The sequence below is a fragment of the Methylomonas sp. Uni0009 genome (assembly GCF_054188105.3).
Map to the genome: position 1 here is coordinate 1,796,163 of NZ_JBTAFN010000001.1, position 26,670 is coordinate 1,822,832.

General features: G+C 52.6%; 26 protein-coding genes. 5 read left to right on the forward strand and 21 right to left on the reverse strand.

What is annotated here, in order from left to right:
• Nucleotides 1-3 precede the first annotated feature (3 nt).
• From ACWAU0_RS08375 to ACWAU0_RS08385, 3 genes are read left to right on the forward strand one after another with little or no spacing between them, the layout of a single operon-like run.
• Nucleotides 4-369: a DMT family transporter gene (locus ACWAU0_RS08375; protein ID WP_033156796.1), complete on the forward strand. Its 366-nt coding sequence runs from the start codon at nucleotides 4-6 to the stop codon at nucleotides 367-369.
• Between the two features lie 25 nt (nucleotides 370-394).
• A complete protein-coding gene (locus ACWAU0_RS08380) occupies nucleotides 395-2,038 on the forward strand; it encodes a hypothetical protein (protein WP_494522853.1) in 1,644 nt (547 codons plus the stop codon).
• Nucleotides 2,035-2,499 carry a DciA family protein gene (locus ACWAU0_RS08385; protein ID WP_458138900.1) on the forward strand — a complete coding sequence of 155 codons (465 nt, stop codon included), beginning with the start codon at nucleotides 2,035-2,037 and terminating at the stop codon, nucleotides 2,497-2,499. Before ACWAU0_RS08380 ends, ACWAU0_RS08385 begins: the two co-directional genes overlap by 4 nt.
• A gap of 72 nt (nucleotides 2,500-2,571) precedes the next feature.
• On the opposite strand, the gene lpxC is transcribed toward ACWAU0_RS08385, so the two are convergent.
• The 21 genes from lpxC to ACWAU0_RS08490 form a co-directional block, all read right to left on the reverse strand.
• The gene (lpxC, locus tag ACWAU0_RS08390) at nucleotides 2,572-3,498 is read right to left on the reverse strand and encodes a UDP-3-O-acyl-N-acetylglucosamine deacetylase (protein ID WP_033156794.1); all 927 of its coding nucleotides are present in this window, start codon (nucleotides 3,496-3,498) and stop codon (nucleotides 2,572-2,574) included.
• A gap of 110 nt (nucleotides 3,499-3,608) precedes the next feature.
• Nucleotides 3,609-4,769: a cell division protein FtsZ gene (gene ftsZ / locus ACWAU0_RS08395; protein ID WP_033156793.1), complete on the reverse strand. Its 1,161-nt coding sequence runs from the start codon at nucleotides 4,767-4,769 to the stop codon at nucleotides 3,609-3,611.
• Between the two features lie 23 nt (nucleotides 4,770-4,792).
• On the reverse strand, nucleotides 4,793-6,019 hold the full coding sequence (gene ftsA, locus ACWAU0_RS08400) for a cell division protein FtsA (protein WP_020483769.1): 1,227 nt from the start codon (nucleotides 6,017-6,019) through the stop codon (nucleotides 4,793-4,795).
• A gap of 20 nt (nucleotides 6,020-6,039) precedes the next feature.
• Nucleotides 6,040-6,783 carry a cell division protein FtsQ/DivIB gene (locus ACWAU0_RS08405; RefSeq protein WP_458138901.1) on the reverse strand — a complete coding sequence of 248 codons (744 nt, stop codon included), beginning with the start codon at nucleotides 6,781-6,783 and terminating at the stop codon, nucleotides 6,040-6,042.
• Nucleotides 6,770-7,720: a D-alanine--D-alanine ligase gene (locus ACWAU0_RS08410; protein WP_458138902.1), complete on the reverse strand. Its 951-nt coding sequence runs from the start codon at nucleotides 7,718-7,720 to the stop codon at nucleotides 6,770-6,772. The genes ACWAU0_RS08405 and ACWAU0_RS08410 overlap by 14 nt, the downstream gene beginning before the upstream one ends.
• Nucleotides 7,717-8,595, reverse strand: coding sequence for a UDP-N-acetylmuramate dehydrogenase (gene murB, locus ACWAU0_RS08415; RefSeq protein ID WP_033156791.1), 879 nt, complete (start codon nucleotides 8,593-8,595; stop codon nucleotides 7,717-7,719). Before murB ends, ACWAU0_RS08410 begins: the two co-directional genes overlap by 4 nt.
• Entirely contained in the window at nucleotides 8,595-10,022 is a 1,428-nt protein-coding gene (murC, locus tag ACWAU0_RS08420; RefSeq protein WP_458138903.1) for a UDP-N-acetylmuramate--L-alanine ligase, read from the reverse strand. Before murC ends, murB begins: the two co-directional genes overlap by 1 nt.
• Nucleotides 10,019-11,083: an undecaprenyldiphospho-muramoylpentapeptide beta-N-acetylglucosaminyltransferase gene (murG, locus tag ACWAU0_RS08425; protein ID WP_445367660.1), complete on the reverse strand. Its 1,065-nt coding sequence runs from the start codon at nucleotides 11,081-11,083 to the stop codon at nucleotides 10,019-10,021. The genes murC and murG overlap by 4 nt, the downstream gene beginning before the upstream one ends.
• Nucleotides 11,080-12,246 carry a putative lipid II flippase FtsW gene (gene ftsW, locus ACWAU0_RS08430; protein WP_051669999.1) on the reverse strand — a complete coding sequence of 389 codons (1,167 nt, stop codon included), beginning with the start codon at nucleotides 12,244-12,246 and terminating at the stop codon, nucleotides 11,080-11,082. The genes murG and ftsW overlap by 4 nt, the downstream gene beginning before the upstream one ends.
• Nucleotides 12,240-13,610 carry a UDP-N-acetylmuramoyl-L-alanine--D-glutamate ligase gene (gene murD, locus ACWAU0_RS08435; RefSeq protein ID WP_445367662.1) on the reverse strand — a complete coding sequence of 457 codons (1,371 nt, stop codon included), beginning with the start codon at nucleotides 13,608-13,610 and terminating at the stop codon, nucleotides 12,240-12,242. The genes ftsW and murD overlap by 7 nt, the downstream gene beginning before the upstream one ends.
• Before the next feature lie 2 nt (nucleotides 13,611-13,612).
• Entirely contained in the window at nucleotides 13,613-14,695 is a 1,083-nt protein-coding gene (gene mraY / locus ACWAU0_RS08440) for a phospho-N-acetylmuramoyl-pentapeptide-transferase (RefSeq protein ID WP_033156788.1), read from the reverse strand.
• Complete coding sequence (locus ACWAU0_RS08445) at nucleotides 14,695-16,059, reverse strand: UDP-N-acetylmuramoyl-tripeptide--D-alanyl-D-alanine ligase (RefSeq protein ID WP_445367663.1); 1,365 nt, start codon at nucleotides 16,057-16,059, stop codon at nucleotides 14,695-14,697. Before ACWAU0_RS08445 ends, mraY begins: the two co-directional genes overlap by 1 nt.
• The gene (locus ACWAU0_RS08450) at nucleotides 16,056-17,516 is read right to left on the reverse strand and encodes a UDP-N-acetylmuramoyl-L-alanyl-D-glutamate--2,6-diaminopimelate ligase (protein ID WP_494522855.1); all 1,461 of its coding nucleotides are present in this window, start codon (nucleotides 17,514-17,516) and stop codon (nucleotides 16,056-16,058) included. The genes ACWAU0_RS08445 and ACWAU0_RS08450 overlap by 4 nt, the downstream gene beginning before the upstream one ends.
• A complete protein-coding gene (locus tag ACWAU0_RS08455) occupies nucleotides 17,513-19,240 on the reverse strand; it encodes a peptidoglycan D,D-transpeptidase FtsI family protein (RefSeq protein WP_445367665.1) in 1,728 nt (575 codons plus the stop codon). Before ACWAU0_RS08455 ends, ACWAU0_RS08450 begins: the two co-directional genes overlap by 4 nt.
• Nucleotides 19,241-19,513, reverse strand: coding sequence for a cell division protein FtsL (gene ftsL, locus ACWAU0_RS08460; RefSeq protein ID WP_020483757.1), 273 nt, complete (start codon nucleotides 19,511-19,513; stop codon nucleotides 19,241-19,243).
• Nucleotides 19,513-20,442 (reverse strand): 16S rRNA (cytosine(1402)-N(4))-methyltransferase RsmH, encoded by a 930-nt coding sequence (gene rsmH, locus ACWAU0_RS08465; protein ID WP_445369916.1) that lies wholly within the window; start codon nucleotides 20,440-20,442, stop codon nucleotides 19,513-19,515. Before rsmH ends, ftsL begins: the two co-directional genes overlap by 1 nt.
• 5 nt (nucleotides 20,443-20,447) lie before the next feature.
• Nucleotides 20,448-20,936 (reverse strand): division/cell wall cluster transcriptional repressor MraZ, encoded by a 489-nt coding sequence (gene mraZ / locus ACWAU0_RS08470; protein WP_020483755.1) that lies wholly within the window; start codon nucleotides 20,934-20,936, stop codon nucleotides 20,448-20,450.
• 372 nt (nucleotides 20,937-21,308) lie between these two features.
• Nucleotides 21,309-22,310: an NAD(P)H-dependent glycerol-3-phosphate dehydrogenase gene (gpsA, locus tag ACWAU0_RS08475; RefSeq protein WP_458138905.1), complete on the reverse strand. Its 1,002-nt coding sequence runs from the start codon at nucleotides 22,308-22,310 to the stop codon at nucleotides 21,309-21,311.
• Between the two features lie 5 nt (nucleotides 22,311-22,315).
• A complete protein-coding gene (secB, locus tag ACWAU0_RS08480; protein WP_171697287.1) occupies nucleotides 22,316-22,789 on the reverse strand; it encodes a protein-export chaperone SecB in 474 nt (157 codons plus the stop codon).
• 33 nt (nucleotides 22,790-22,822) lie between these two features.
• A complete protein-coding gene (locus ACWAU0_RS08485; protein ID WP_319961664.1) occupies nucleotides 22,823-23,113 on the reverse strand; it encodes a rhodanese-like domain-containing protein in 291 nt (96 codons plus the stop codon).
• Between the two features lie 179 nt (nucleotides 23,114-23,292).
• Nucleotides 23,293-23,604: an ArsR/SmtB family transcription factor gene (locus ACWAU0_RS08490; RefSeq protein ID WP_458138906.1), complete on the reverse strand. Its 312-nt coding sequence runs from the start codon at nucleotides 23,602-23,604 to the stop codon at nucleotides 23,293-23,295.
• Nucleotides 23,605-23,994: 390 nt separating this feature from the next.
• On the opposite strand from ACWAU0_RS08490, the gene ACWAU0_RS08495 reads away from it, so the two are divergent.
• Both ACWAU0_RS08495 and ACWAU0_RS08500 read left to right on the forward strand, forming a co-directional pair.
• Nucleotides 23,995-25,206, forward strand: coding sequence for a murein hydrolase activator EnvC family protein (locus tag ACWAU0_RS08495; RefSeq protein ID WP_458138907.1), 1,212 nt, complete (start codon nucleotides 23,995-23,997; stop codon nucleotides 25,204-25,206).
• A gap of 37 nt (nucleotides 25,207-25,243) precedes the next feature.
• The gene (locus ACWAU0_RS08500; RefSeq protein ID WP_033156778.1) at nucleotides 25,244-26,608 is read left to right on the forward strand and encodes a S41 family peptidase; all 1,365 of its coding nucleotides are present in this window, start codon (nucleotides 25,244-25,246) and stop codon (nucleotides 26,606-26,608) included.
• Nucleotides 26,609-26,670: the final 62 nt, after the last annotated feature.

Sequence of the window (26,670 nt, forward strand, 5' to 3'; positions counted from 1 at the left end):
GCCATGCAAATTCTACTGATCGCTATTTTTAGCATCGTCCTGTCTGTCGCCGCGCAGTTTATGTTGAAACTTGGCATGTCCAGTGTGGATGTCAAGCAGGCGATGGCCGGGCCGCTGACACCACGCCTGCCTTGGATCGTATTTACCAACAAATTTGTGTTTGCCGGGTTTACATTATACGGTGTCGGCGCCATAGTTTGGTTGAAGGTTTTGGCATCCTGGGATGTCAGTAAAGCCTATCCCTTGGTAGGCCTGGGTTTCGCATTAACCGTGCTGATCGGCATGCTGCTCGGCGAGACTGTCACTGCTTTCCGCGTCTTGGGCATTTTGCTGATTTGCGAGGGCGTTTGGCTGGTAGCCAATTCATGACCCTGTTACGAGATAACTAATAAGTATGACTTGGCAACTCAGAGCTCTTTTACATCAATTATGCATTCTGTCGGCGATATCGCTAGTGATGATGGTGCATATGCACTACCGGTCGCCGAGTTTTCCGTTTACGCCTGACAGCGCCAGCTATATCGAACAAGCCAGAAATTTTCTCAATTCAGGCAGCTTGCTGATTACTCCGTATGGCTTGGCGCCGGGAGATCAGGATCAGGTCGAGAATCGTTTGTTTCCCGTGGGTTTTGCTGTCGTTCTGGCGGCCGTTTCCAGTTTCGGTATCGATGCGAAAGATGCCACGATAGGTTTGGCGCATTTTTCCGCCATTACATTGCCGTGGTTATTATTTTTCAGTTTTCGGCAGAGCCTTGGACCACTTTATGCTTTGCTGCTGGCCGGATTAGCAGCGTTATCACCCGGTGTGCTCAAGCATTCGCTGATGGGGCTGACCGATGTATTCGGTTTATGGTTAGCGGTGGCTGTTATTGGGTTGACGCTTAACTCGCGATCCATCGTCGGCTTTATCTTCGCTGGTTTGCTTGCCGGTATGGCTTACGCAATCAGAAATGCGCATTTAGCGCTGCTGGCTAGCGTTATTTTATATTTTTGTTATTGCTGGTTAAGCAGTGCCGCTGGGGAACGGCGCGTTGTTTTGCTGCGCGCTGTCGCGGCGATGTTTGGCATGGCCGTGGTCGTAGCGCCGCTGCTGCTCAGAAATATAGTGATGTTTGGGTCGCTGAATCCCTATGTGATGGGGCCAAGCACGATAGGTTTTGTCGAGAATTTACGCACCTATATCGAGGCTTTGCTAAAGGATGCAACGGCTTGTAGCGAATGTGCCCGGTATGTGGCTTGGTCGCTGCCTGGTTTACTGGGATTCGGGGTTTTGATTATCGCCGCTGCCTACGTGGCTTATAAATACCGTTGCTCCAATCTACCGACTTTCGGGAAAAAAGCCTTGGCTATTTCAACTATTTATCTGGTAATGGGGTCCTGTGTGGTCGTTGCTGCCCGTACCCGCTATCAATGGGGCGAGGTGATTAATCTTCGCCACACCCTGCAATATTCGCCTTTTTTATGGGCTGGAATGTTTGCGCTGTTGGCTGATCATGGCAGGCAGTCCGCTATTATTGCCTGGAAGCAGGCCAAATTGGCGATTTCTGTTTGCTTGGTGTTTTTCCATGCTAGCTATGCGGTCAATTCGGAGAGTTTCCGCAACAGCGATAACGACTACCCGAAATTGGCGCAGGCATTTTCAATTGGAAAAGCCTATTTGTGCGGCAATCAGGCAGATACTTACTTGGTATCGAACTGGGCGCATGTGTTTCGGATAGAGTGCGGCGCACGAGTCCGCCAGATTGAAGCCATTGCCGCAGGGACAAAGGGTGGTGAAATGCGAGCATTCATGTCCGCAGGTGATGGGTATATGTCAGTGCTCGAAGCTGTCAGTGACATAAAACAGCAAGCCGGCAGCCGACCAATTCGCGTCGGTTTATTTCCGGGCCGATTCGGTGTCGAATCTGAAAATTTGCCTTTGTCAGCCGTTGATGAACGGCAAATAGTGGCAAATGGCTGGCATATTATTAAAAACGATCAACAGGGCCTGATTCTGGAATATCCAAAAGTCGGCTCAGAGCAAATGAATTTGCAATGACTCGTTATCGCAAAAATGTGTTTAAGACCGCGCTGGATTTTGACAACAAGCAGTTGAATCTGTGTGTGGCCAAAATTAACGCGCAACAGGCCTTGCTGACCATTGTCAGGACGGCGTTACCGGCTGAGATTGCTCCGCATGCTCAACATTGCGTGGCGTCAGGTGCGCAGATACTGTTGTACTGCGATTCGGCCAGCTGGGCATCGCAAATTCGGTTTTTCAATCGAGCGATTTTAGACAAATTGCATGGTGCGGGGCATCCCTATATTGTCCGCTTGCAAGTACGGATTGTGCCGCCGACAGGCGAGCCGATTCGGCCAAAACGCACACCGCGCTTGCCGTCAGCGGAAAATGTCGGTTTGATCGCACAGCAGATTAAGCAGGCGGACCAGCAGGATGTTTTGGCGGCGGCTTTGGCGCGTTTGGGTGCTACGTTGGCGAAACGCTTGCGGGAAGATTAGTAGGTTTTGGCAGGATTGTGGCCGATCAAGTTGAACGGCCACGGCACAGCTTAATATCTGTGTGATGCGGGATTAGCCCGTCGCGCGTGCCGATGTTTGCGCGGAATGCATAAAGGAAATCGGTGCGTCCTCGGCATTTTCGAAAGTCACCATTTCCCAGGCGTCTTTGTCGTTCATCAGGCTTAGCAGCAACTTGTTGTTCAGCGCGTGGCCGGATTTAAAACCCTGGTATTCGCCAATCAGGCTGTAACCCAACAAATACAAGTCGCCGATGGCGTCGAGAATTTTGTGTTTCACGAATTCGTCCGCGTAACGCAGGCCGTCTTCGTTCAACACTTTATCGTCGTCCACCACGATGGCGTTATCCAGACTGCCGCCAAGCGCCAGATTGTTCTCGCGTAAAAACTCTATGTCTTTCATAAAACCGAAAGTGCGGGCCCGGCTGACTTCTTTAACGAAGGTCGTCGAAGAGAAATCCATCACCGCTGTTTTCAAATGCTCGGAAAACGCCGGATGTTCGAAATCGATGGTAAAGGTAACTTTAAAACCCTCGAACGGTTCGAACGCGGCCCACTTGTCGCCGTCTTCCACGCGGATTGCGCGCTTGATACGGATATATTGTTTGGGTACGTCCTGTTCGACCACGCCGGCCGATTGCAACAGAAACACAAACGGTCCGGCACTGCCATCCATGATAGGCACTTCGGCTGCGCTGACATCGACAATCGCATTGTCTATTCCCAAACCGGCCAAAGCCGACAGCAAATGTTCGACGGTGGACACCTTAACGCCGTCGCGGACCAAAGTCGTGGACAGCTTGGTTTCGCCGACATTTTCAGGGCGCGCGGCTATCATCACCGGAGTTTCCAAATCCACGCGGCGAAAACGGATGCCGGTATCGGGCTCGGAGGGGTGCAGGGTCAGATACACTTTATCGCCGGTATGCAAACCAACGCCGGTGGCTCTGATGGTGTTTTTTAAAGTACGCTGTTTAATCATGAAATGCCGACAAATAGGTAAAACAAAGCCGGGGAGTCTATCACAGATTATGCGATAGCTCCCCCCGAACTTGGTTGTGCAGCCTCATAAGGACTCGTCGCAAGCGGACCTTAGTCTGCTTGACGTCTCAAGAAAGCCGGTACATCCAAGTAATCCAAATCGACGTCGTTTCTAGGTTGCGCGCCGAAGCGGGATTCCCGAGTCGATTCCTGTTTTTGCTGGCGGACGATGGTCGGTTTGTCCAATTGATCGTAATTGATCTCGCCGGCCGCGACTTTTTTCACCAGACTGATAGGCGAAGCCGCTTGCTTGGCTTTTTCACCCATACCGGTGGCGACGACGGTGACTTTAATTTCCTGGCCCATGGCTGGATTAACTGCCATACCGATTTTCATGTCGGCGTCTTCGGAAGCGAAGGCGTGCATGATGCTGCCGATTTCGTCGAACTCGTTCAAGCCCAAGTCGCCGTTGGAGGTGACGTTCACCAAAATGCCGCGCGCGCCTTGCAGATTGTTGTCGTCCAACAATGGGCAGGCAATGGCTTTTTCCGCCGCTAAACGGGCGCGATTTTCGCCGCTGGCGACGCCGGTGCCCATGATGGCGCTGCCCATATTGGACATCACGGTTTTCACGTCGGCAAAGTCGACGTTCATCAAGCCAGGGTGAGTAATCAGCTCGGTGATACCTTGTACCGCGTCGCGCAACACGTCGTTAGCGGCGCGGAATGCTTCTACCAGCGATTTATTGTTGCCCAAAGTCGGCAGCAGTTTTTGGTTAGGAATGATGATCAAGGAATCGACCAGTTTTTCCAGTTCGCGTAAACCGGCATCGGCCACGCCTTTTTTCTTGGAACCTTCAAAATCAAAAGGTTTGGATACGACAGCGACTGTCAACACGCCCAGCTCTTTCGCCACTTCGGCAAATACCGCGATGGCACCGGTACCGGTACCGCCGCCCATGCCGGCGGTCAGAAACACCATGTCGGCGCCGGCAATGACTTCGCGGATGCGGTCGCGATTTTCTTCAGCCGCCGCTCTGCCGACTTCAGGGCGAGTGCCTGCTCCCAGGCCTTTGGTGAGTTCAACACCCAATTGCACGATGGACTCTACGTTCATTTCCCGCAGGGCTTGGGCATCGGTGTTGGCGCAGATAAACTGCACGCCGTCGATACCGTCTTCCACCATGTGGTTAACCGCGTTGCCGCCACCGCCACCCACGCCGATGACTTTGATAACCGCGGTGCCGCTACTATCCAATAATTCATATTTCATTTTCACACCCTCCAGACAAAAAATTAAAAATTTCCTTGAAACCAGCTTTTGATTTTTGACAACAGATCCGCGCCATCATCGTTCATGCCTAACGCCCGGCCGTGATGATCCTTGCCGTACAGCAACAAACCCACCGCGGTCGAATAAATCGGGTTTTCCGCTACATCGGTCAATCCGGATACATGCAGCGGTACCCCCATGCGAACCGGCATATGGAATATTTCCTCCGCCAATTCGACCAATCCCCTCACTTGCGAACTGCCGCCGGTAATCACCATGCCGGCGGCAATTAAATCTTCATAGCCACTTCTTCTTAACTCTGCTTGTACCAACAACATCAATTCTTCATAACGCGGCTCGACGATCTCAGCCAGATTCTGCGCCGAGATCTTGCGCGGCTCGCGGTCGCCGATGCTGGGCACCGCGATGGTTTGTTGCGGGTCCGCCAATTGCGTCAACGCGCAAGCATATTGGCGTTTGATTTCCTCCGCGTTTTTGGTCGGTGTGCGCAACGCCACGGCGATGTCGTTGGTGACCTGATCACCGGCAATGGGAATCACCGCCGTGTGCTTGATCGCGCCTTCCGAGAAAATCGCAATATCGGTGGTGCCGCCGCCGATGTCTATCAGGCAGACGCCCAGATCTTTTTCATCGTCAGTCAATACCGCCGCGCAGGAGGCCAGTTGCTCCAAAACGATGTCGTCCACATCCAGCCCGCATTTGCGGATGCATTTGACGATGTTCTGTTCGGCACTGACGCTGCTGGTGACCATATGCACCTTGGCTTCCAGACGGATACCGGACATGCCGATCGGCTCCTTGATGCCTTCCTGCTGGTCGATCACAAACTCCTGCGGCAGGATGTGCAGGATTTTCTGATCGGCCGGAATCGCCACTGCCCGCGCCGAATCGATCACTCTATCGATGTCGTGTTGGGTCACTTCCTTTTCCTTGATCGCCACGATGCCGTGTGAATTCAGGCTTTTAATATGGCTGCCGGCGATACCCGCAAACACCGATTTGATCTGGCAACCCGCCATCAATTCGGCTTCCTCAATCGCCCGCTGAATGGAATGCACGGTCGATTCCAGATTGACCACGATGCCTTTTTTCAAGCCCTTGGACGGCGCGGTGCCGATTCCGATCACTTCGATCTCGTCGCCACCGCGGTATTCACCAACGATGGCAGCGACTTTCGACGTGCCTATATCCAGCCCCACTAATAAATTTCGATCTGTCTTTTTGGCCATTGTTTATGCTCAGTAAGCGTTTAAATCAGGTTTTTATTTTTTTCCACGATTGCTTTCCAATCGATGTTGGTGACTTCCGGTTTCCAGGTCACTGCAAAGCCGTTCGGGTATCGGGTATCCACGCTGGCTATTTGCGCCAGCTGTTCCTCTCCCAACAAATCCATGGTTTTTAAAAAGCGTTGCATATTTTCCAGCGGCGCTTTTCTGCCCAATTGCATTTCCATGCCGCTGGCTAACTTAATCCGCCAGGCTCGCCGTTCGTTGACATGAAATTCCGCTAGCTGCATCGATTTATCCTTCAGCACGATGTAGACGCCTTTCATGATCTCCAGCAGCTTCTTTTCCTGGCCGTCCGGGCCGGTAATCAGCGGTAAATTTTTAAATTCGTCGATATTGTCCGGCACCAATAAATCGCCTTGTTTGTTCAGCAGCGCCGATTTGCCCCAGCGTACCACCGGCTTTTGCTCGGTGATTTTGATATGCACCGCATCCGGCCACACCCGCTTTACGTCAACCTTATCCACCAAGGGCAGCGCTTTGATCGCTTGATGAATCGCGTTCATGTCGGCCTGGTAATAGCCCTGTTTCATTTGCGGCGCCAATACTTCTTTCAGCCGATCTTTGCTGGTGTATTGGAACGCGCCTTCAATCTTGACGTAGCGGATCGGCTTGCTGCTCAGTGCGCTGGCGCCGAATTGCTGCCAAGCCCACCAGCCGCCGCCGATCAACAGCGCGGTCATTAAAATCACACTAAACCGGCTCACCTGCACCCGCCATGCTGGTTTCCAAAATCCGCCAGACTAATTCCTCGAAACTGATGCCGACCGCTTTCGCCGCCATCGGCACCAAACTGTGGTCGGTCATGCCAGGTACGGTATTTACTTCGATCAGTTGCGATTGGCCATTGCTGTCGATAAACACATCCACCCTCGCCCAGCCTTTTACGTTCAAGGCCTGGCAGGCTTGTACCGCCAAGGCTTGCAATTGTTGTTCGCGCTCCGCGCTCAAGCCGCAGGGACAATGGTATTTCGTGGTATTGGCCCGGTACTTGGCGTCGAAATCGTAAAAGGTATTCGGTGTTTCCAAACGGATAGCCGGCAGCGCTTCGCCGTCCAACACTCCTACGGTGAATTCCTGGCCTTGTACCCATTGTTCTGCATAAACGTCGCAACGAAATTGGCTGGCAAGTTCTAAAGCGGCCGCCAGTTCATCGCGATTAGTGGCTTTGCTCATGCCAATGCTGGAGCCTTCCTGTGCCGGCTTGACGATCACCGGAAAACCCAATTTGGCGACGCAGGCGTCAATATCGGCAGCACTTTTCAACACAAACCAAAGCGGCGTGCTCAAGCCCAAACCTTGCCAGCACAGCTTGGTGCGCAATTTGTCCATGCTCAATGCTGACGCCATGACGCCGGAACCGGTGTAGGGCAAGCCCATGACTTGCAATACTGCTTGCAACACACCGTCTTCGCCGCCGCGGCCGTGGATGACGTTGAACACTCTGTCGGCTTTAACACTCGCCAAGGCATCAATGGGGCTGGCGGTCACGTCTATCGCGACGGCGTCGATGCCTTGTGCTTTCAAGGCTTGATACACCGCATTGCCGCTGTTCAAGGATATTTCGCGCTCGGCAGCGGAGCCGCCCAACAGCACGGCGACTTTGCCGAAATCGGCGGCATTTTTGATGCGTAATGGCTTCATGCTTTTTCACCTACCCGGCAGACTTCAGTTTGCAGACTGATGCCGAATTGCGTTTGTACTTGGGTTTGAATATGTTCGATCAAGGCTTCTATGTCTTCCGAGCTGGCGTTGCCGCGATTTTCGATAAAATTGGCGTGCTTTTCCGACACCACCGCGCCGCCGATGGCAAAGCCTTTCAGGCCGCAGGCTTCGATCAAACGCGCCGCGTAATCGCCGGGCGGGTTCTTGAATACTGAACCGCAAGTCGGCTTGTTGGTCGGTTGCGAGGCGTTACGTTTTTCCAACAGCGCTTTAATATGTTGTTGGCTGGCTTCGCTGTTGCCTTTGCTCAACTTTAACTGAGCAGACAAAAACCATTCGTCGGCCAGTCCTTTGACTGAGCGGTAGGCCACTTCAAATTCGTGATGGTCGCGCAGAATGACTTCACCACGTGGGTTGATCATTTCCACTCGTTCCACAATGCTCCAGGTTTCACCGCCAAACGCTCCGGCATTCATTTTCAGCGCGCCGCCCATCGTGCCGGGAATGCCGGCCAGAAATTCGGCGCCGGTCAGGCCTAAATCCGCGCAAAAGCGGGCGACATGGGCGCAAGGTACGCCGGCTTCCACGTAAACCCGTTCGGAATCGGCCAGATACATTTCCTTCAGTCGGCCGCGGGTGTTGATCACAGTGCCGCGAATGCCGCCGTCGCGCACCAATAAATTGCTACCCAAACCCATCCAGTACAGCGGTTCGCCGGCCGGCAGGCTGGCGATAAATTCGATCAGATCGGCCTTGTTTTCCGGGATGTACAGGTGCTGGGCCGGACCTCCGACCCGCCAGCTGGTGTATTTCGCCAGTGGCTCGTTATTTAATAAAGTGCCTCTAGCCACCATCACTTTAGGGCCTCGGCCAATTGTTGCGGCAATTCGGCAGCGATCTGGCCGACGTTACCGGCGCCCATCGTCAATATCACGTCGTCTTTTTCGACGATGCCGGCCAGGATGGTCGCCAAGTCTTCACGGTTTTGCACGAATACCGGGTCAACCTGGCCGCGCACGCGAATTGAGCGGCTCAAGGCTTTGCCATCAGCACCGGTGATCGGCGCTTCGCCGGCTGAATACACGTCCAGCAAAATCAGTACGTCGACGCTGGACAATACTTCCACGAAATCTTCGAACAAGTCGCGGGTGCGGGTGTAGCGGTGCGGTTGAAACACCACGACTTTACGGCGGCTCGGCCAGGCTTGGCGCAAGGCTTCCAGCGTGGCGGCCAATTCGCGCGGATGGTGGCCATAATCGTCAACCAAGGTCAGCTTGCCGCCTTGGAAATCCACGTCGCCGTTGATTTGAAAACGCCTGCCCACACCTTTGAATTCCGCCAGACTTTTGATAATGGCGGCATCGTCCACGCCCAGCGCGGTGGCGATAGTCGTGGCCGCCAAGGCGTTCAGCATGTTGTGCCAGCCAGGCAGGTTCAGCGTGACTTGCAGCGGCGGCAATCCGCCCCAGCGCAGCACGGTGAAATGGGTGCGCAAGCCGTCCTGTTTGATGTCTATCGCCCGAACGTCCGCGTCTTCGTTGACGCCGTAGGTTTTCACCGGCTTGGATATGTTCGGCAATATCGCGCAGACGCCGGGGTCGTCTATGCACATCACCGCCAAACCGTAGAACGGCAATTGATGCAGGAATTTCAGGAAAGTGTCCTTGAGTTTGCTGTAGCTGCCGCCATAGGTCTCCATATGGTCTTGGTCGATGTTGGTGACAATGGCCATCATTGGCTGCAGGAATAAGAACGACGCATCGCTTTCGTCGGCTTCGGCAACCAAATATTTACCCAAACCCAGTTTGGCGTTGGCGCCGGCGCTGTTTAAGCGGCCGCCGATCACAAAAGTGGGGTCCAGGCCACCTTCGGCCAGCATCATCGTGGTCAGGCTGGTGGTGGTGGTTTTGCCGTGGGTACCGGCGACGGCAATGCCAAATCTGAAACGCATCAATTCCGCCAACATTTCCGCGCGCGGAATTACCGGGATGCGGTTTTCGTAGGCGGTGACGATTTCCGGGTTGGTTCTATCGACAGCGGTGGAGGTGACGACCACATCGACATCAGTCACATTGTCGGCGTGATGGCCAAAATAGACTTTCACGCCCATCGCTTGCAGGCGGTCGGTAACCGCCGAGCCTTTAATATCGGAGCCGGACACGCTATAGCCCAAGTTGGATAGCACTTCGGCGATACCGCTCATGCCGGTGCCGCCGATGCCGACGAAGTGGATTTTGTCGATGTCGCCCAGTGCTTGGTTTTCGATGTGGGGGCGGTTCATACGGCGGCCTCCGCAACGCAAATATCCGCTACGGTCTGAGTGGCGGCGAGTCTAGCCTTGGCTTTGGCGGCCCGGCTCATGGAAGTTAATGATGTCATGGCTTGTTCTAGGGTTTTACGCAGATTGTCCGCGTTTAATTCGGGTTGCGGCAGCAAGATGGCTGCACCGGCTTCGCTTAAATATTTGGCATTGGCGGTTTGATGATCGTCGATGGCGTGCAGCAAGGGCACAAAAATCGCCGGCAAACCGCAGGCCGCTACTTCGCTGACCGTCATTGCGCCGGCCCGGCAAATAATCAAATCAGCCCATTGATAGGCGCCGGCCATATCCTCGATAAAGGCCAGGGCTTCGGCATTCAGATCCAGCTTGCGGTAGCGCTCGGCCACTTCGGCTTGCATCGCGCTGCCGGTCTGGTGCTTTACCTCCAGATTGCTCAATCCGGCCAATGCTTCTGGCACAGTGTCGTTCAGGACTTTGGCGCCCTGGCTGCCGCCCAGGATCAAAACCCTTAAATTGCGTCCGGCTTGCGGGTGCCATTCGGATTTTTCCGGCAGATCAATGAACGCATCCCTTAATGGATTGCCGGTGCAGACGGCGTGTACCGACTTGGCGAAGCTGTCCGGAAACGCTTCCAAGACTTTGCTGGCAGCGAGCTTTACTAACAAGCGGTTGGTGGTGCCGGGGACCCGGTTTTGTTCGTGTATTACCAGTGGGATGCCCAGCCATTTCGCCATCAATCCGCCCGGTCCGGCCACAAAACCGCCCATGCCCAATACCACGTTAGGTTGGCGTTGCTTCAGTATGCGCCGTGCTTGCAGGCAGGCTTGGATCAATTTAAAACCGGCGCCGAGTTTGGACAGCAAGCCCTTGCCGCGCATGCCGGCTACCGCCAGCCAGTCGATGTCTATGTTGTTGGCGGGCACCACGCGGCTTTCTAAGCCTTTCTCGGTGCCAAGCCAGCTGACTTGCCAGCCGCGTGTTCGCATTTCCTGGGCGACCGCTAGTGCCGGAAACACGTGTCCGCCGGTGCCGCCCGCCATGATCACGATGCGGCCGCTCATGCGTGTTTCCCCTTCACATTGCTTTTATTGTGTTCGGTCACTTCGTAGTGAATCCGAAACAATACGGCCATTGCGCCGCACATCACGATCATACTGCCGCCACCGTAGCTCATCAGCGGCAAGGTCAAACCTTTGGTGGGCAGCATGCCCATGTTGACGCCCATATTCACGAAGGATTGGAAGCCAAACCAGATACCTAAGCCGTAAGCCGCCAAGGCGGAAAATTTTAGACCGGCTTGCTCGGCTTGCTCGCCAATCGCAAAGGCGCGCACGACCAGGGCGGCGAATAGGCCGATGATCAGCAGCACGCCGAGCAGGCCGAGTTCTTCACCCAATACGGAGAACAAAAAGTCGGTATGCGCTTCCGGCAGGTAAAACAGTTTTTGCAGACCGTTGCCCAAGCCAACGCCGAAAAATTCGCCGCGACCGAAAGAAATCAAGGCCTGGGTGAGCTGAAAGCCGGTATCTCTGGCATCGGCCCACGGGTCCATGAAGCTGGTGACCCGCGCCAGTCGATAGGGCGACTCAATGACCAAGATCACCGCCAAACTGGCGACCAGGCCCAATAAAATAATGAATTGAGAAATACGGGCGCCGCCGAGAAACATCATGCCCATAGCAATGATCAGAATCACCACCGCCGAGCCGAAGTCGGGCTCAAGCAATAACAGTACGCAAGCCACCGAAAACAGCATCAACGGCTTGACCAAGCCGAATGCGGAACGGCGGACGTGGTCGGCATGACGGGTGACGTAACCGGCCATATAAATCACCGAAATGAATTTCACGACTTCCGATACCTGGATCCGCAAACCCAGAATCGATAGCCAGCGGATACTGCCGTTAACCCTGATGCCTACACCGGGAATCAATACCACCAGCAGCAAGGCCAGGCCGGCGATGAACAGGGTTTGGCCCATTCTTTCCCAGCTTTGCATCGGTATGTTCAAAATGATCGCGGAAAAGCCCAAGCCAAAAGCAATATGAATGAGTTGCTTGAAGGGATAGTGCGAAATGTCGTCGGCCATTTTGACGCCCAAATGCAAAGAGGACGAGGTGACCAGCATAAAACCGATGCCCAGCAGGCTGAAGCACGCCAACATCAACACCGGGTCGACGTGCAGGCGGTTTTGCGCGCGGGGCTTGGGCGTCGGTTTCAACATAAGGGCAGACTCATCACGGCTTCGGCGAACTTATTGCCGCGGTCAACATAGCTGCGGTATTGATCCAGGCTGGCGCAGGCCGGTGACAGCAGCACGCTGTCGCCTTCGCTGGCCAAACTGGCGGCGATGGTGACCGCTTCTTTCATGTTGCCGGCGAAATGGACAGGCACACAGTTATTCAAAGCTTGTGCGATCAATGGTGCATCTTTGCCTATCAGGACCACGGCCTTGGTTTTTTCGGTGACGGCAGGCACTAATTCGCTCATGTCCGCACCTTTAGTTTCGCCGCCGGCAATTAAAACAACTTTATGCTCGTAGCCGTTTAGCGCGGCGATACACGCACCGATGTTGGTGGCTTTGGAATCGTTAACCCAATTAATGCCGCCTTTTTCCGCGACTTTTTGCATGCGATGCGGCAGGCCTTTGAATTTTCTAAGCGCATCGCACATTTTGGTGATGCTTAGGCCGGCAGCCGTGCCCAGGGCCAGCGCCGCCAACGCATTGGCGATGTTGTGGCTGCCTTCCAGGCGCAATTTACTGGCTGCCATCAGGGCTTGTTCGCCTTGCATTAAAGTATCGATTTCGCCGCGACGCAGATAAAAATCGGCTTGAGTTTGGGTGGAAAAAGTCAATGTTTGCCGGGCGGGATCGCGCATGGCCATGACCATCGGGTCGTCGGCATTCAAGATCATCACGCCGTCACCCCGAAACACCCGCTGCTTTTCCGCCGCATAACCGGCCATGCCGTCATGGCGATCCAGATGGTCCGGACTGACGTTTAATACTGTGGCGACTTTGGCGTTTAAAGCGGTGGTGCGCTCCAATTGGAAGCTGGACAGTTCCAATACGTAAAGTTCGGCGTCTTGTTGCAGCAAATCCAGCGCCGGTGTGCCGAGGTTGCCGCCGATGGCGGTTTTGACGCCGGCGGCGTTAGCCATTTCGCCCAGCATGGTGGTAACCGTGCTTTTACCGTTGGAGCCGGTGATGGCGATAGCCGGTTTATCAGTGGCGCAAGCGAATAAGTCGATGTCGCTGAGTACGGTAACGCCCGCCTGTACGGCCTTTTGGATGGCCGCTTCGTGTAAAGATACGCCAGGACTGACCAGCAAATGAGTGGCGACATCTAGTGCGGACTGGTCGAAACCGCCGGAAAATACCGGTACGTCCGGCATTTGTTCGCGCAAATTATCGATTAGCGGCGGATTTTTCCGGCTATCGATTACGGCGAATTTAATCGGGGTCTTTTGCAAAAATTGAGCAGCCGAATAGCCGGTAGCGCCTAGACCGACGATCAATAGGCGAGCGTTATCCGGATTTAAGTTGAAATGGGTTTCCAGATTACTGACTAGGGCGGTGGTGTTCATGCTTATCTCAGTTTCAAAGTGGCCAGACCGATCAACACCAAGATGACCGAGATAATCCAGAAACGCACGATGATGCGTGGCTCCGGCCAGCCTTTCAATTCGTAATGATGGTGAATCGGCGCCATCAGAAACACCCGCTTTTTACGGGTTTTGAAGGAGGCAACCTGGATAATCACCGAGATGGTTTCCATCACGAAAATACCGCCCATGATCACCAAAACGATTTCTTGTCTAACCAACACCGCGACGATGCCCAGCGCAGCACCCAGGGCCAGTGCGCCGACATCGCCCATGAACACCATGGCAGGATAAGTGTTGAACCACAAAAAGCCCAGGCCGGAACCGACCAGGGCCGCGCAGAACACCACCAACTCGCCGGCTTTGGGGATGTGCGGGATAGCCAGGTATTGCGAGAAATTAACGTGGCCGGATAAATACGCAAAAATCGCCAAGGCGGCGGCGATCATCACGGTCGGCATGATGGCCAGGCCATCCAGGCCGTCAGTCAAGTTGACGGCATTGCTGGAGCCGACGATGACGAAATAGGTCAGTACGACGTAGCCCCAGCCGATGTCGACGGTGACGTTTTTGAAAAACGGCACGATGAATTGGGTTTCCGCCGCTACTTGAGCGGTGTTGTATAAGTATAAGGCGGCGCTCAGTGCCACCAGCGATTGCCAGAAATATTTGGCGCGGGCGGATAGGCCGTCGCTATTGCCGAGCAGGACTTTTTTATAGTCGTCGATAAAGCCGATTACGCCATGTGCCAGTGTTACCAGCAACACCACCCAGACATAACGATTGCTCAAATCCGCGCAGAGCAGGGTGCTGATCGCTACGGCGAACAGAATCATCGCGCCGCCCATGGTTGGTGTGCCGGATTTGGAAAAATGGCTTTGCGGGCCGTCGTCGCGCACGCTTTGGCCGATTTTTTTGCGAGTCAATTTTTCGATCATGGCCGGGCCGACCATCAGGGAAATAATGAGCGCGGTCAGCACGCCCAAGATGGCGCGAAAGGTCAGGTAATGTAGCACCCTGAAGCCGCTGTCGATATTGCTTAAATAATCCGCGAGTAAAAGTAACATTAGGCTGCTCTGAAATTGTTGACCATCGCCGCCACCACGTTTTCCATTTTCTGGGCGCGCGAGCCTTTAACCAATAGGGTTTCCTTACCTGTGACAGCTGTTGTCAGTGTGTCTATTAATTGTTCCTGATCGTCGAAAAACTGGCCGCCGTCGCCAAAGGCTTCAACGGCATGTTTTGCCAATGCGCCGGTCGCGAACAAACGCTTCACTGATTTTGCTTTGATTAATTCGCCCATTTCCCGGTGTATCGCCGGGCTGTCCGGGCCGAGTTCGCCGAAAGCGCCCAATGCTACCCACGCTTCGCTGCCGCAATCGGTCAGTACGTCCAACGCGGCTTTCAAGGAGTTGGGATTGGCGTTGTAGGTGTCGTCGATGACGATGTTGCCCTTGCGGCCTAATAAAGGTTGCATGCGGCCGGTGACCGGTTGGAGTTGTTCCAGGCCTTGTTTAATGTCTGACAGGCTGATGCCGAATTGCAGTGCTACTGCCGCTGCGGCCAAAGCGTTTTTCACATTGTGGGTGCCGGCCAGATGCAGGCGGATTGGTAAACTGTCGGTCGCCGTTTTTAATTCGAAATAGGTGTTAAAGCCGTGCGAATCTAAGGCTGTGGCAATATTTAACGCAGTAACGTCGGCTGCGGGGTGCAAGCCGAAAGATACGCTGCGACGGTTGCCGGCCATGGTCAGCAAGAAATCGTAAAAAGCGTCATCGCGATTTAATACCGCCACGCCGCCCTCACCGAGGCTTTTGACGATTTCGCTTTTGGTTTTAGCCACGCCTTCGATGCTGCCGAAACCTTCGATATGGGCGGCGCCAATATTGGTGATGACGCTGACATCGGCTTGCGCATAGCGGCTGGTATAGGCAATTTCACCGGGATGATTGGCGCCCATTTCAATGACTGCGTAGCGATGAGAGTCATCCAGTTTGAGCAGTGTCAGCGGCACGCCGATGTCGTTGTTCAGATTGCCTTGGGTCGATAGGGTGTGGCCTTGGGTGGCGAAAATCGCCGCAATCATTTCCTTGACGGTGGTTTTGCCGTTGCTGCCGGTGACGCCGGCTACTTTGACCGACAAGGTTTTGCGCCAGTATCCAGCCAATTCCGCCAACGCCAAATGCGTATCGGCGACGATGATTTGCGGTAAAGCGGATGGCGCGGCTCGCTCGAGTAACAGCGCTGCCGCACCGGCTTGCTCGGCTTTATCGATAAAGCTGTGGCCGTCGAAGTTTTTGCCTTTTATTGCGATGTACAGCGCGCCGGCTTGTAAGGTGCGGGTATCGATGCCGGTGGCGCGAATTTCTTTGTCTTCCCCGATTAGCTTGCCGTTGACGGCTTGGGCTATTTCGCTGAGTTGCAGCTTCATGGTTTGCTCCACGCCGCCAGTGCTTGCTTGACGACAGCGCTATCGCTGAACGGCTGCTTTACGCCGCCGATTTCTTGGTAGTCCTCGTGGCCCTTGCCGGCTATCACCACGCAATCGTCTGGGTCTGCTTGTCGTATCACTGTGTTTATGGCCGTGGTTCTATCGTTAATGACCGTTATTTTTTGGCTTTGGCAGCCGCTCAAAATATCTTTAATAATCGCTGCCGATGCTTCGCTGCGCGGATTGTCGTCGGTGACGATGACTTGATCCGCCCAGGTTTCGGCAATCAGGCCCATTTCCGGACGCTTGCCTTTATCGCGGTCGCCGCCGCAACCGAATACCACTCGCAGATGGTGCGCGCCTTTTACTGCTTTAAGTACTTTTTCCAAAGCATCCGGGCTATGGGCATAATCCACGAATACCGTGGGTTTGCCGTTGCCGCCGAATTTTTCCATACGGCCGGCAATGGCGTTTAATTTGGCCAGTTGCGCGACGGCGGCGTCGAATTCGCTGCCGGTCGCCAGCAATACACAAAGCACGGCTAGCACGTTATCCAGGTTAAAGCCGCCAACCAGCGTTGTCGTTGCCCGGCGTCTTTGCTCGCGCCATATCACATCGAATTCGATGCCGGCAGCGCTATGTTTTACTTGCTCGGCACTTACGGCTTCCTTAGCAGTTCCGCGTTGGCCGGTCGCGCTATAGGTCCAGCTTTGCACGGCGTCCGGCAGGCTTTGCAATACCTCGGCGCTGCTGGCGTCGTCCAGGTTGACCACGGCAAACTGCAGGCCAGGCGTTTTAAACAAGGCCAGTTTGGCTTGCAGGTATTCCGCCATGCTGCCGTGATAATCCAGGTGGTCCCGGCTCAAATTGGTAAAAACCGCGCCTTTAAAGCTAACCCCGTTAACCCGGCCTTGGTGTAAACCGTGCGAGGAGACTTCCATGGCCGCGTTACGCTTATCCTGCTTTACGAATTCGTTCAGCATCCGCTGCACGGCCAATGCATCCGGCGTGGTGTTGGCGGTCGGCTGCAAATTGCCGACATCGCCCCAACCCAGCGTGCCTATCACGCCGCAAGCCGGCAAAGCTTGCGCGATTAATTGGCTGCAGGTGGTCTTGCCATTGGTGCCTGTTACACCGATCACATCCAATAGTTGCGACGGGTTGCCGTAAAATCTTGCGGCGATTTCGCCCAACTTTTGCGCTAAATCGGTTATAGCCACGCTTGGTACTGTTACTTTGCTGACGATCTGCGTCTCCGCGCCGCTTGGATCGTAAATTACCGCGACCGCGCCGTTGGCAACAGCTTGTTCCGCATGCGCAATACCATGCTGGACGGCACCGTTCAACGCAATGAATGCGTCGCCGGCTTGGATGTTTCGGCTGTCCAAACACAATCCGCTGATTGCCAAATCCGGCGGATTTACGGTCATTCCGTGTAGCAATTGGGCTAGCTTCATTGTTTGCTCAACAATAAATGCATGTTGTCCATGCCGTCCGGCTCAACGCCGTATACTCGTAATGCGCCCGCCATCACTTTCGAGAAAGCCGGTGCCGCCACCAGGCCACCGTAATATTGGCCGGTGGTAGGTTCGTCCACCACAATCGCGATAATGAAACGCGGATTGCTGGCCGGGGCCATGCCCACAAATACCGATAAATATTTGTCTTCGCTGTAACCGCCGGCTGCGGCTTTTTTCACGGTGCCGGTTTTACCTGCTACCCGGTAACCTTCGACTCTGGCCTGGTATGCCGTACCTTCTTTGCTGATCACGTGCTCCAGCATTTCCCTGACCTTTCTGGCGGTTTCGGGTTTGAAAATCCGTTGGGCATCGGGATCTTCATCGCGCTTGAGTAAAGTCACGGAATGAATGATGCCGTCGTCCGCCAAAGCGGTATACGCTCTGGCCAATTGTAAAATCGAGGTGGAAACCCCGTAACCGAACGATAAAATCGCCTGGTCGAATTCGTGCCAGCCCTGATAATCCAGCAAAGAGCCGCTGGCTTCTCCCGGAAAACCAACACCGGCGGAGGTGCCGAACCCCAGCCTGCTGTATACGCCCCAAAAATACTCCGGCGGCATGCTCATCGCGATTTGCGTGACCGCGATATTGCTGGATTTTTGCAGTACGTGGGTCAAATCCATTGTGCCGTAGTTATGCACGTCCTTAACGACGTTGCGACCCAAGTGATAGACACCATGGGTTTCTATCAACACGTTGGGTTTGATATAGCCACCATCCAGCGCCGCCGCTACCACGAAGGGTTTGACCGTCGAGCCGGGTTCGAAGCTATCCACCATGGCCCGATTCCGATAGCGGTTACTGCTCAATTCCTTACGGTTGTTGGGATTGAAAGCCGGTTGGCTGACCGTCGCCAATACATCACCGTTCTTGGCATCCAGTACCACCAAGGATGCCGAATGCGCTTTGTTCTGGATCATTGCGTTCTGCAATTCCCGATAAGCCAGGTATTGCAGGCGCTCGTCGATAGTCAACACCAGGTCGCGGCCCGGGATGGCTTCCTCAATATTTTCTACGTCCTTGATGATCTGCCCCTTGCCGTCCTTGATCACGCGCTTTTTGCCGGGCTGGCCGCGTAGAATGTGCTCGTAGCCGTGCTCTATGCCTTCCTGGCCGATGTCGTCGATATTGGTAAAGCCCAATAAATGGCCCGATACCGCGCCGGCTGGATAGTAACGCTTGAACTCCCGCTCGAAATACACACCGGTAATTTCCAGCGCTTTGACCTTTTCGGCTATATCCGGGTTAATCTGCCTGCGCAAATAGACGAAACGCTTATTGGCGTCTTTTTCCTTTTTTAACAGCGAACGCAGTTCCTTTTCCGGAAAACCGAGGATTTTCGCCATCGGTGTTAATTTGTCCTGTTCCGCATCTCGCAGTTGCCGCGGGTTGACCCAAATTGACTGCACCGGAGTGCTGATCGCCAGCGGTTCGCCGTTCCTATCCTTAATCTGCCCGCGATAAGCCGAAACCGACACCACGCCGACGTGCTGCATATCGCCTTTGTCCTGCAGGAATTCTTTATCGAGAATTTGCAGGTATACCGCGCGGCCCACCAAGGCCAACATGGCCAACAACATCACCGAAAGCAGCAATCTGCGCCGGATCACAAAATCTGTATTGTGGCGCGGTATCGTGCCCGCACCGGTGGCAATTCGCATTTACGGCTTTATATAAATAATTTTGTCTTGGGCCGGCAAAGTCAGCATCAGCCGTGTCCTTGCTTCGATTTCAACCCGGTTTTCTTCGGTGAGCGTCGTCAATTCCAGTTGTAGCCGACCCCATTCCACTTCGTAGTCGTCGAGCTCTTTTTCTTTTTTCTGAATGTCGATAAACAGCAGTCGCGATTGGTATTTGCTGTAGATCACGGCAATGCCGGAGATCATCAGCATCGCCACCAACAGTGTCAGCAGGATATTTCTTGCAATCGCCATCAACGTTTCTCCCCAACTCGCATGACCGCGCTACGTGCGCGTGGGTTTTGTTGCAATTCCTGTTGTTGTGCCCTTATCGACTTGCCTATTTTGCGTAACTGGCCTTGTTCTATGTCCTGCTCTTTAATCGGCAGCTTGCCGGGATTGGTTTTCGGGCCTGCTTGGTCGCGAATGAAGCGCTTGACGATGCGGTCTTCCAATGAGTGGAAAGCGATCACGACTAAACGTCCACCTGGCGCCAATACCTCCACAGCTTGTTTCAATCCGGTTTTAATCTGTTCGAGTTCTTGGTTAATCTCTATCCTGATCGCCTGGAAGCTGCGGGTGGCAGGATGTTTGTGTTTATCTCGAAACGGCACGCTATTTTCGATCAATTTTGCCAATTGCAGAGTTGTCTGCAGCGGCTGCTGTTGGCGTTGGCTGACAACCGCGTTGGCAATCCGTCTGGCAAAACGCTCTTCGCCATATTCAAACAGCACGCGAACCAATTCTTTTTCCTCGACTCGCGCCAAATAATCCGCTGCCGATAAGCCGTAATTGCTATCCATACGCATGTCTAAAGGACCATCGCGTAAAAAACTGAACCCGCGTTCCGCATTGTCTAGTTGCGGGGACGATACGCCCAAATCCATCAGAATGCCGTCGATTTTGCCCGTATAGCTGTGCTGTTCAATGACGGTACTCAGGTCTGCAAAGCTGGCGTGATTTAAACTAAAACGGCTGTCTTCCGATAGGCGTTTGGCTTCGTCGCTAGCGATGGCGTCCATGTCTCTGTCAAGCGCCAGTAATCTGCCGGTGCTATTCAGTAATTTCAGAATGCCGCTGCTGTGCCCGCCACGCCCGAACGTGCAGTCCAGATAAATACCGTCCGGTTTTATGTTGAGTTGCTCTAGGGCCTCTTCGTACAAAACCGTCTGATGGGCGGTCATCTCCGTCAAAACGACAGCGAGCCAAGTTCTTCAAGGCCCTCTGTGTCGTTACCGTCCATCCATTCCTGTTCTTTGGCCTTCCAAGCAGCTTCATTCCATATTTCAAATTTGTTGAGCTGACCAACCAGCATGATGTGCTTTTCCATGCCGGCAAACTCTCTGAGGGTTTCCGGCAGCAGCAGGCGGCCTTGGCTGTCCATTTCGCATTCCGAGGCATTGCCGATCACAAAACGCCGCAGCTTGCCGGCCATTTTGTTTAATGTCGGCAGTTTGCTGATGGTTTGTTCGAGCTTTTCCCATTCCGGTAACGGGTATAGCCATAGGCAACCCGGTTCGCCGACGCATTTGTCGTCAACTGCAACGGTCACAACCATTTGGCGGTCGCAGGACTCCTGTAACTCCTCCCGATAGCGGGTAGGAATTGCAATGCGCCCTTTCGCATCCAAACTGATTGAACTTATGCCTCGAAACAAGATGAACCTCAAAAATTCCAAAAAAATCCATTTTTGACCACTTTACATCACTTTTGCACCACTATAGTTTTCAACGGGTGCTTAGTCAAGAGGCATTTAAATTAAATTCTTTCTTTTTCTACAAGGACTTACGCAGGATTGGTGCGTATTAGGCGGTATATGCGAGGGTTTCGAGTAAAAATGATTTGTATCAAAAAGTTAATGATGGTTTTTGATGTGAATTGCAATTATTAGGTGCTAATTCTCACTTTTTGCACGCGGTTTGCTGTAGCAAGCTGTTTGGACGGTTAGCGGTAAGGCTGGTTTTTCTGAGCAAAAGATTGGCGGCTGTGGTTTGGGATAAATAGTGGTAGAGCCCTTAGATTGAGTTCGTTGGGCTATTTCAGACGAGATTTACAAACTTTCCGGCTTTTGATCGCGTGTCAGCAGGTTTTGGACGGCTTGTTTGGGGGAGAGTTGTTCGAATAAGACTTTGTAAACTTGTTCGGTGATTGGCATTTCGACACCGTATTTTTGCGATAAACGGTGCGCTTCTCGGGCTGCGGATACGCCTTCGACTTCCTGATTGATTTCGCTTAATGCGTACCTTTGGTCTTTGCCTTGGCCTAATGCCAAGCCAAAGCGGCGGTTTCTGGATTGATTGTCGGTACAAGTCAAAATCAGGTCGCCCAGACCGGCTAGGCCCATAAAAGTGTCGGCTTGGCCGCCAAGCTTGATGCCTAGTCTCATGATTTCCGTTAGACCGCGAGTGATTAGTGCTGCCCGTGTGTTAGCGCCAAAGCCAAGGCCGTCGGCTATGCCTGCCGCGATTGCCAAAACATTTTTGCAGGCTCCGCCTACCTGAACGCCAATAATATCGTTGCTGGTGTAGATCCTAAATCGTTGGTTGTGCAATCGTTCGCTAAGTTGGGTGGCGAAGCCTTCCGAGTTAGAGGCGATGGTGAGTGCGGTTGGTAGGTCGGCAGCTACTTCTTGGGCAAATGTGGGGCCGGAGAGTGCGGCGCATTCGATATTCGCCCCCAGTATTTGCGTCGCCACCTCGCTTAACAAGGCGCCGTTTTGGGAATCGAAACCCTTGGTGGCCCATGCGATGCGGGAGCTTTCACTGAGCGTGGGTTTGATTTGCGCTAATAAGTCTCTAAAGGCGTGGCTGGGGACCGAAATAAGCAATACCGCGCTGAACCCCACGGCTTCCGCAAGATTGTCGGTGAATTGCAGGTTTTCTGGAAAATGGACGCCGGGTAAATAGCGTGCATTTTCGCCGGTTTGCTTTAATGTGGCTATGTGTTTGGGATTATGGCCCCACAACAGGGTATTGCAGCCATTTCTGGCTGCCTGTACCGCTAAAGCTGTTCCCCATGAGCCGGCACCAAGTATACTGATAGATGGTGGCATTCCGCTTAATTTAGCGTTTTAGCTTCAGGTTCCTGTTGGGTTTGCGCTTGTTGCAGGTGCTGCATATACAATGCGTCGAAATTGACCGGAGCCAAGATTAACTGTGGAAAACCGCCTTTATTCACTAGGTCGGAAATGACCTCTCTCGCATAAGGGAACAAGACGTTGGGGCAAAAGCTGCCTAGCATTGGTCCCATTTCTTGTTCGCTGAAACCGGCTATTGAAAAAATTCCGGATTGATTGACTTCAACTAAATAGGCCGTTGTGTCTGCAATTTTTACGGTGACAGTTAATGTCAGCGATACTTCGTACATCGAGTTTTCGATGGGTTGAACGTGCGTGCCGAGATTAAGATCCAGCGCGGGTTCCCACTTTTGCGTGAATATTTTTGGAGCATTGGGGGTTTCAAAAGAAATGTCTTTGGTATATATCTTTTGAATCGCGAACTGCTTTTCGCTGGATGCGTTGATTTCGGCCATGATGATTACTTGTTAAGGTTGGTTGATTAATCTTTAGTTTTTACTGCTGACTTTGATGGGGAGCTTGTTATCTTCCCAGGATTGCATGCCGCCCGTCATATTGAATACATGCTCAAATCCGGCTTTGGTCAGTGTTTTGCAAGCGGCTACCGAGCGGGCACCAGTCTGGCAGGTCACGATCATAGGATGATTTTTATGCTTTTCCAGAGAGCCCAGTTGTTCTTCTACTTTGCCTAAGGGAATGTTGATCGCGTTTTCGATGTGGCTTTTGGCGAATTCGTTGGTTTCTCGCACGTCAAGCACAACGACATCGTCACTGTTCATTTTGGTGACTGCAATCAACGGAGAAATGCTTTCGTACTTATTGAATGAGTTCGCGAGCAAATCCTGGATTAGCAAAAAAATAACGCATACCAGCGAGAATGCTAGCAAATAGTGATTGGTGGCAAATTCTATATATTGGTCCATCGCGTGGGTTTATTTTAGTGGTTATTGAATGCTGTTTACGTGCCGCAAAAAACGCTGCGCATCATTTGAATCAGGTGTATTACGCGCTCATCGTCGATAAAGTAGTAAACCCGATTGGCTTCTTTTTTGTAATCGAGAATGCCCTTGTCTCGCAGTATTGCTAAGTGCTGGGAAATATTGCTTTGACTCGTGCCAACTTGCTCAACGATGTCTTGCACGCTGATCGAGTTATTACCCAGTACGCACAGGATTTTTAGGCGCAACGGATGGGACATTGCTTTCAAACAGCGTGCCGCCCGGTTAATATCGCTGTCGTCGTAGTGGATGGTATCGTTTTTGTCTTCCATTTAATAACGATGATCGAGGCTAAGGTTAAGAACAGTGAGCGAACAATGGTACTTTTCGAACTATGACGACATCCTTGTACTGGTATAATGTCGCTACGGCGCAAGTGGGTTTAATTGCTTGCGCTAAAGCAATAAAAGGTGAGCAAATCTAACAGAGTGGGCTTTATTGTTCAATACCCTCGGCTAGAGGCTTAGGAAAATAGCTCGGGGCTGCTTGGGTTGGCTCGTTTTTTGACTAGGCCAAATTTTATCTGCCTTAACGCCCGCAAAACTAATGTTTGGAGTCTGTAACACATGGTCAGTCCAGCAAAGCCATTATTGCTGCTCTCCGCGTCAATGATTGGACGGTTATTGCCGGTTGCCTAATCGATGCATGTTTACCGATATTTTTTGACCGCTTGGATTGCGATTGTCTGCGCATTGCCGGCTAAGGGCGATCCCGTAAATGCCCGTAGCTTGGTAGAAGTGCAATCGCAAATCCAGCAAGTTGGCGATGACGTCAAAAGCCTGGGGGTTGAAAAGTCTCGGTTGTTAGAGCAGTTGCAAAAGCTGGAGCGGCAATACGGGGAGCTTGCGAATAGTCTGCGAGCTATCAAAGCTGAAATCAGGCAGCAAGAACAGGCATTGCAGGAAGTTCGGAATAAAAGCGTTGCCACGCAAAAAGACATGCGTAGTCAGGAGAAGGAGCTTGAGGGGCTGATTAAGTCGGTTTATGCAATGGGTGGCGATAAGGAAGGGCTGAAAGTTATCCTTAACCAACGTAATCCGGCGTTATCGAGTCGCATGTTGGTTTACTACGATTACATTAGTAAGGCCCGCTTACAAAAGCTTCAGGCCATGGCTGAGGATTTCAAGGTTTTGCGGCAGTTGGAAGCCCAAAAAGACACGGAAACTCAGTTATTGCAAGTGTCTCTCGACAAGAAACAACAAGAAACCGAGGCGATGCAGACGCTGAAAAAACAGCGAGAAGCCTTGCTTGCCGACATTCAGCAAGACTATGCGTCGAAAAGTGCCCTGCTGGCTGGCTTGATGCGTGACGAGAAAAAATTGCAAGCCTTGGTAGCATCATTGCAGAAAACTGATGATAATGAACCAGCGGTTGCACCGGAGCGCGTGCTTGATAAGCACGAAAAGCCTGTCGAACAACCCGAGCCGCCAAAAAAATCCGAAGTCAATCCTGTTCGCGAACCGGCGGGTCTTTCTTTTTCCGAGTTGCAAGGAAAGCTGCCTTGGCCGGTGCAAGGGGCGATAACCGATCGTTTCGGCAGTCGCCGCTACGAAACAACCTGGGACGGCGTGGTGATTAGCGCTCGCGAAGGTGCCGATATTCATGCGGTCAATGCCGGGAGAGTTGTTTACGCCGATTGGTTGCGGGGTTATGGTTTGATTATCATTGTTGATCACGGTAAGGGTTATATGAGTTTGTATGCATTCAATCAAAGCTTGCATAAAAGCGTGGGAGAGCATGTTAGAGCCGGTGAGATATTGGCTTCGGTTGGGCGTAGCGGGGGGCGTGCTGATGCGGCATTGTACTTCGGCATTAGGAAACAAGGTCGGCCCATAGATCCCGAGCAATGGTGCCGTAAGCCGGGCAAGGGTTAATCATTTACAGGAACAGGTTGTTGGAGTTTTAAAACACATGCTAAAAAACAGAAATATAGTGATTTTATTGGTCGGGTTTATTTTGGGTGCGACGCTGAGTTTGTGCAGCAGTGTCCTGGCGGAAAAGGAAGCACCTGTTTCGACCAAGGTAGATGATTTACAGGCTTTGCCGTTTGATGAGTTGCGGACATTTACCGAGATATTCGGGCGTATCAAACAGGACTATGTCGAACCCGTATCCGACAAAAAACTGTTGGAAGATGCGATTCGCGGTATGTTGTCCGGCCTTGATCCGCACTCGGCTTATTTGGCTAGCGAAGAATATAAAGAGTTGCAAGAAGGCACCACTGGTCAGTTCGGCGGTTTGGGTATTGAGGTGGGTATGGAAAATGGCTTTGTTAAAGTCGTTTCGCCGATTGATGATACGCCCGCTCAGCGCGCCGGCATCAAGGCGGGCGATTTGATCGTGCGTCTGGATGACAAGCCGGTTAAAGGCATGACTCTGGCCGACGCAGTGAAAATTATGCGTGGCGAGCCAGGTAGCGACATCGTGTTGACTGTGGTTCGAGAAGGCGAAGAAGCGCCACTTAAATTTACCTTGACCCGCGACATTATCAAAGTCAAAAGTGTTAAAAACAAACTGCTGGAAAAAAATTACGGTTACTTGAGGATCAGTAGTTTTCAATCCGGTACCGGTCAAGGTTTGTTGGATGCGGTCGACGAGCTGAAAAAAGAAAACGAAGGCCCGCTGAAAGGTATTGTGCTGGATTTGCGCAACAACCCCGGCGGTGTATTGAATGCTGCTGTTGATGTCAGTGATGCGTTTATCGAGTCCGGTTTGATCGTTTACACCGAAGGCAGAATCAAAAACTCAGAAATGCGTTTTAGTGCAACACCGGATGATATTATTAATGGTGCGCCGATTGTGGTGTTGATTAATGGCGGTTCGGCATCGGCATCCGAAATTGTTGCTGGTGCGTTGCAGGATCACAAACGAGCCATCATCATGGGTGAAAAGTCTTTCGGGAAGGGTTCGGTGCAAACCATTCTGCCGACCAGCAACGGTGCCGCGGTGAAATTGACCACAGCCCGGTACTTTACGCCTTCCGGTCGCTCAATTCAGGCGCAAGGCATCGAGCCTGATGTGACTTTGGCGAGAGTTAAGCTGGAATCATTGGAAAAAGCCAAGATAGAGTCGATTAAAGAAGCTGATCTGACGCACCACTTGACTAACGGTAACGCGAAGCCGGAGAAAAAGTCCGAAGAAGAGGATAAAGATGATGCGAAAGACCCTTCTGAAAAAGATGGCGATACCAACGAATCTTCAGAAGCGGAAATTCGAGACTATCCTTTGCATGAAGCGTTGAATCTGCTGAAAGGTATCAGCATTATGAAAAAGTAGCTCAGATATAGGGCAAAGAAAAACCCGCTTGACGATATTCGTCAAGCGGGTTTTTTATTGTG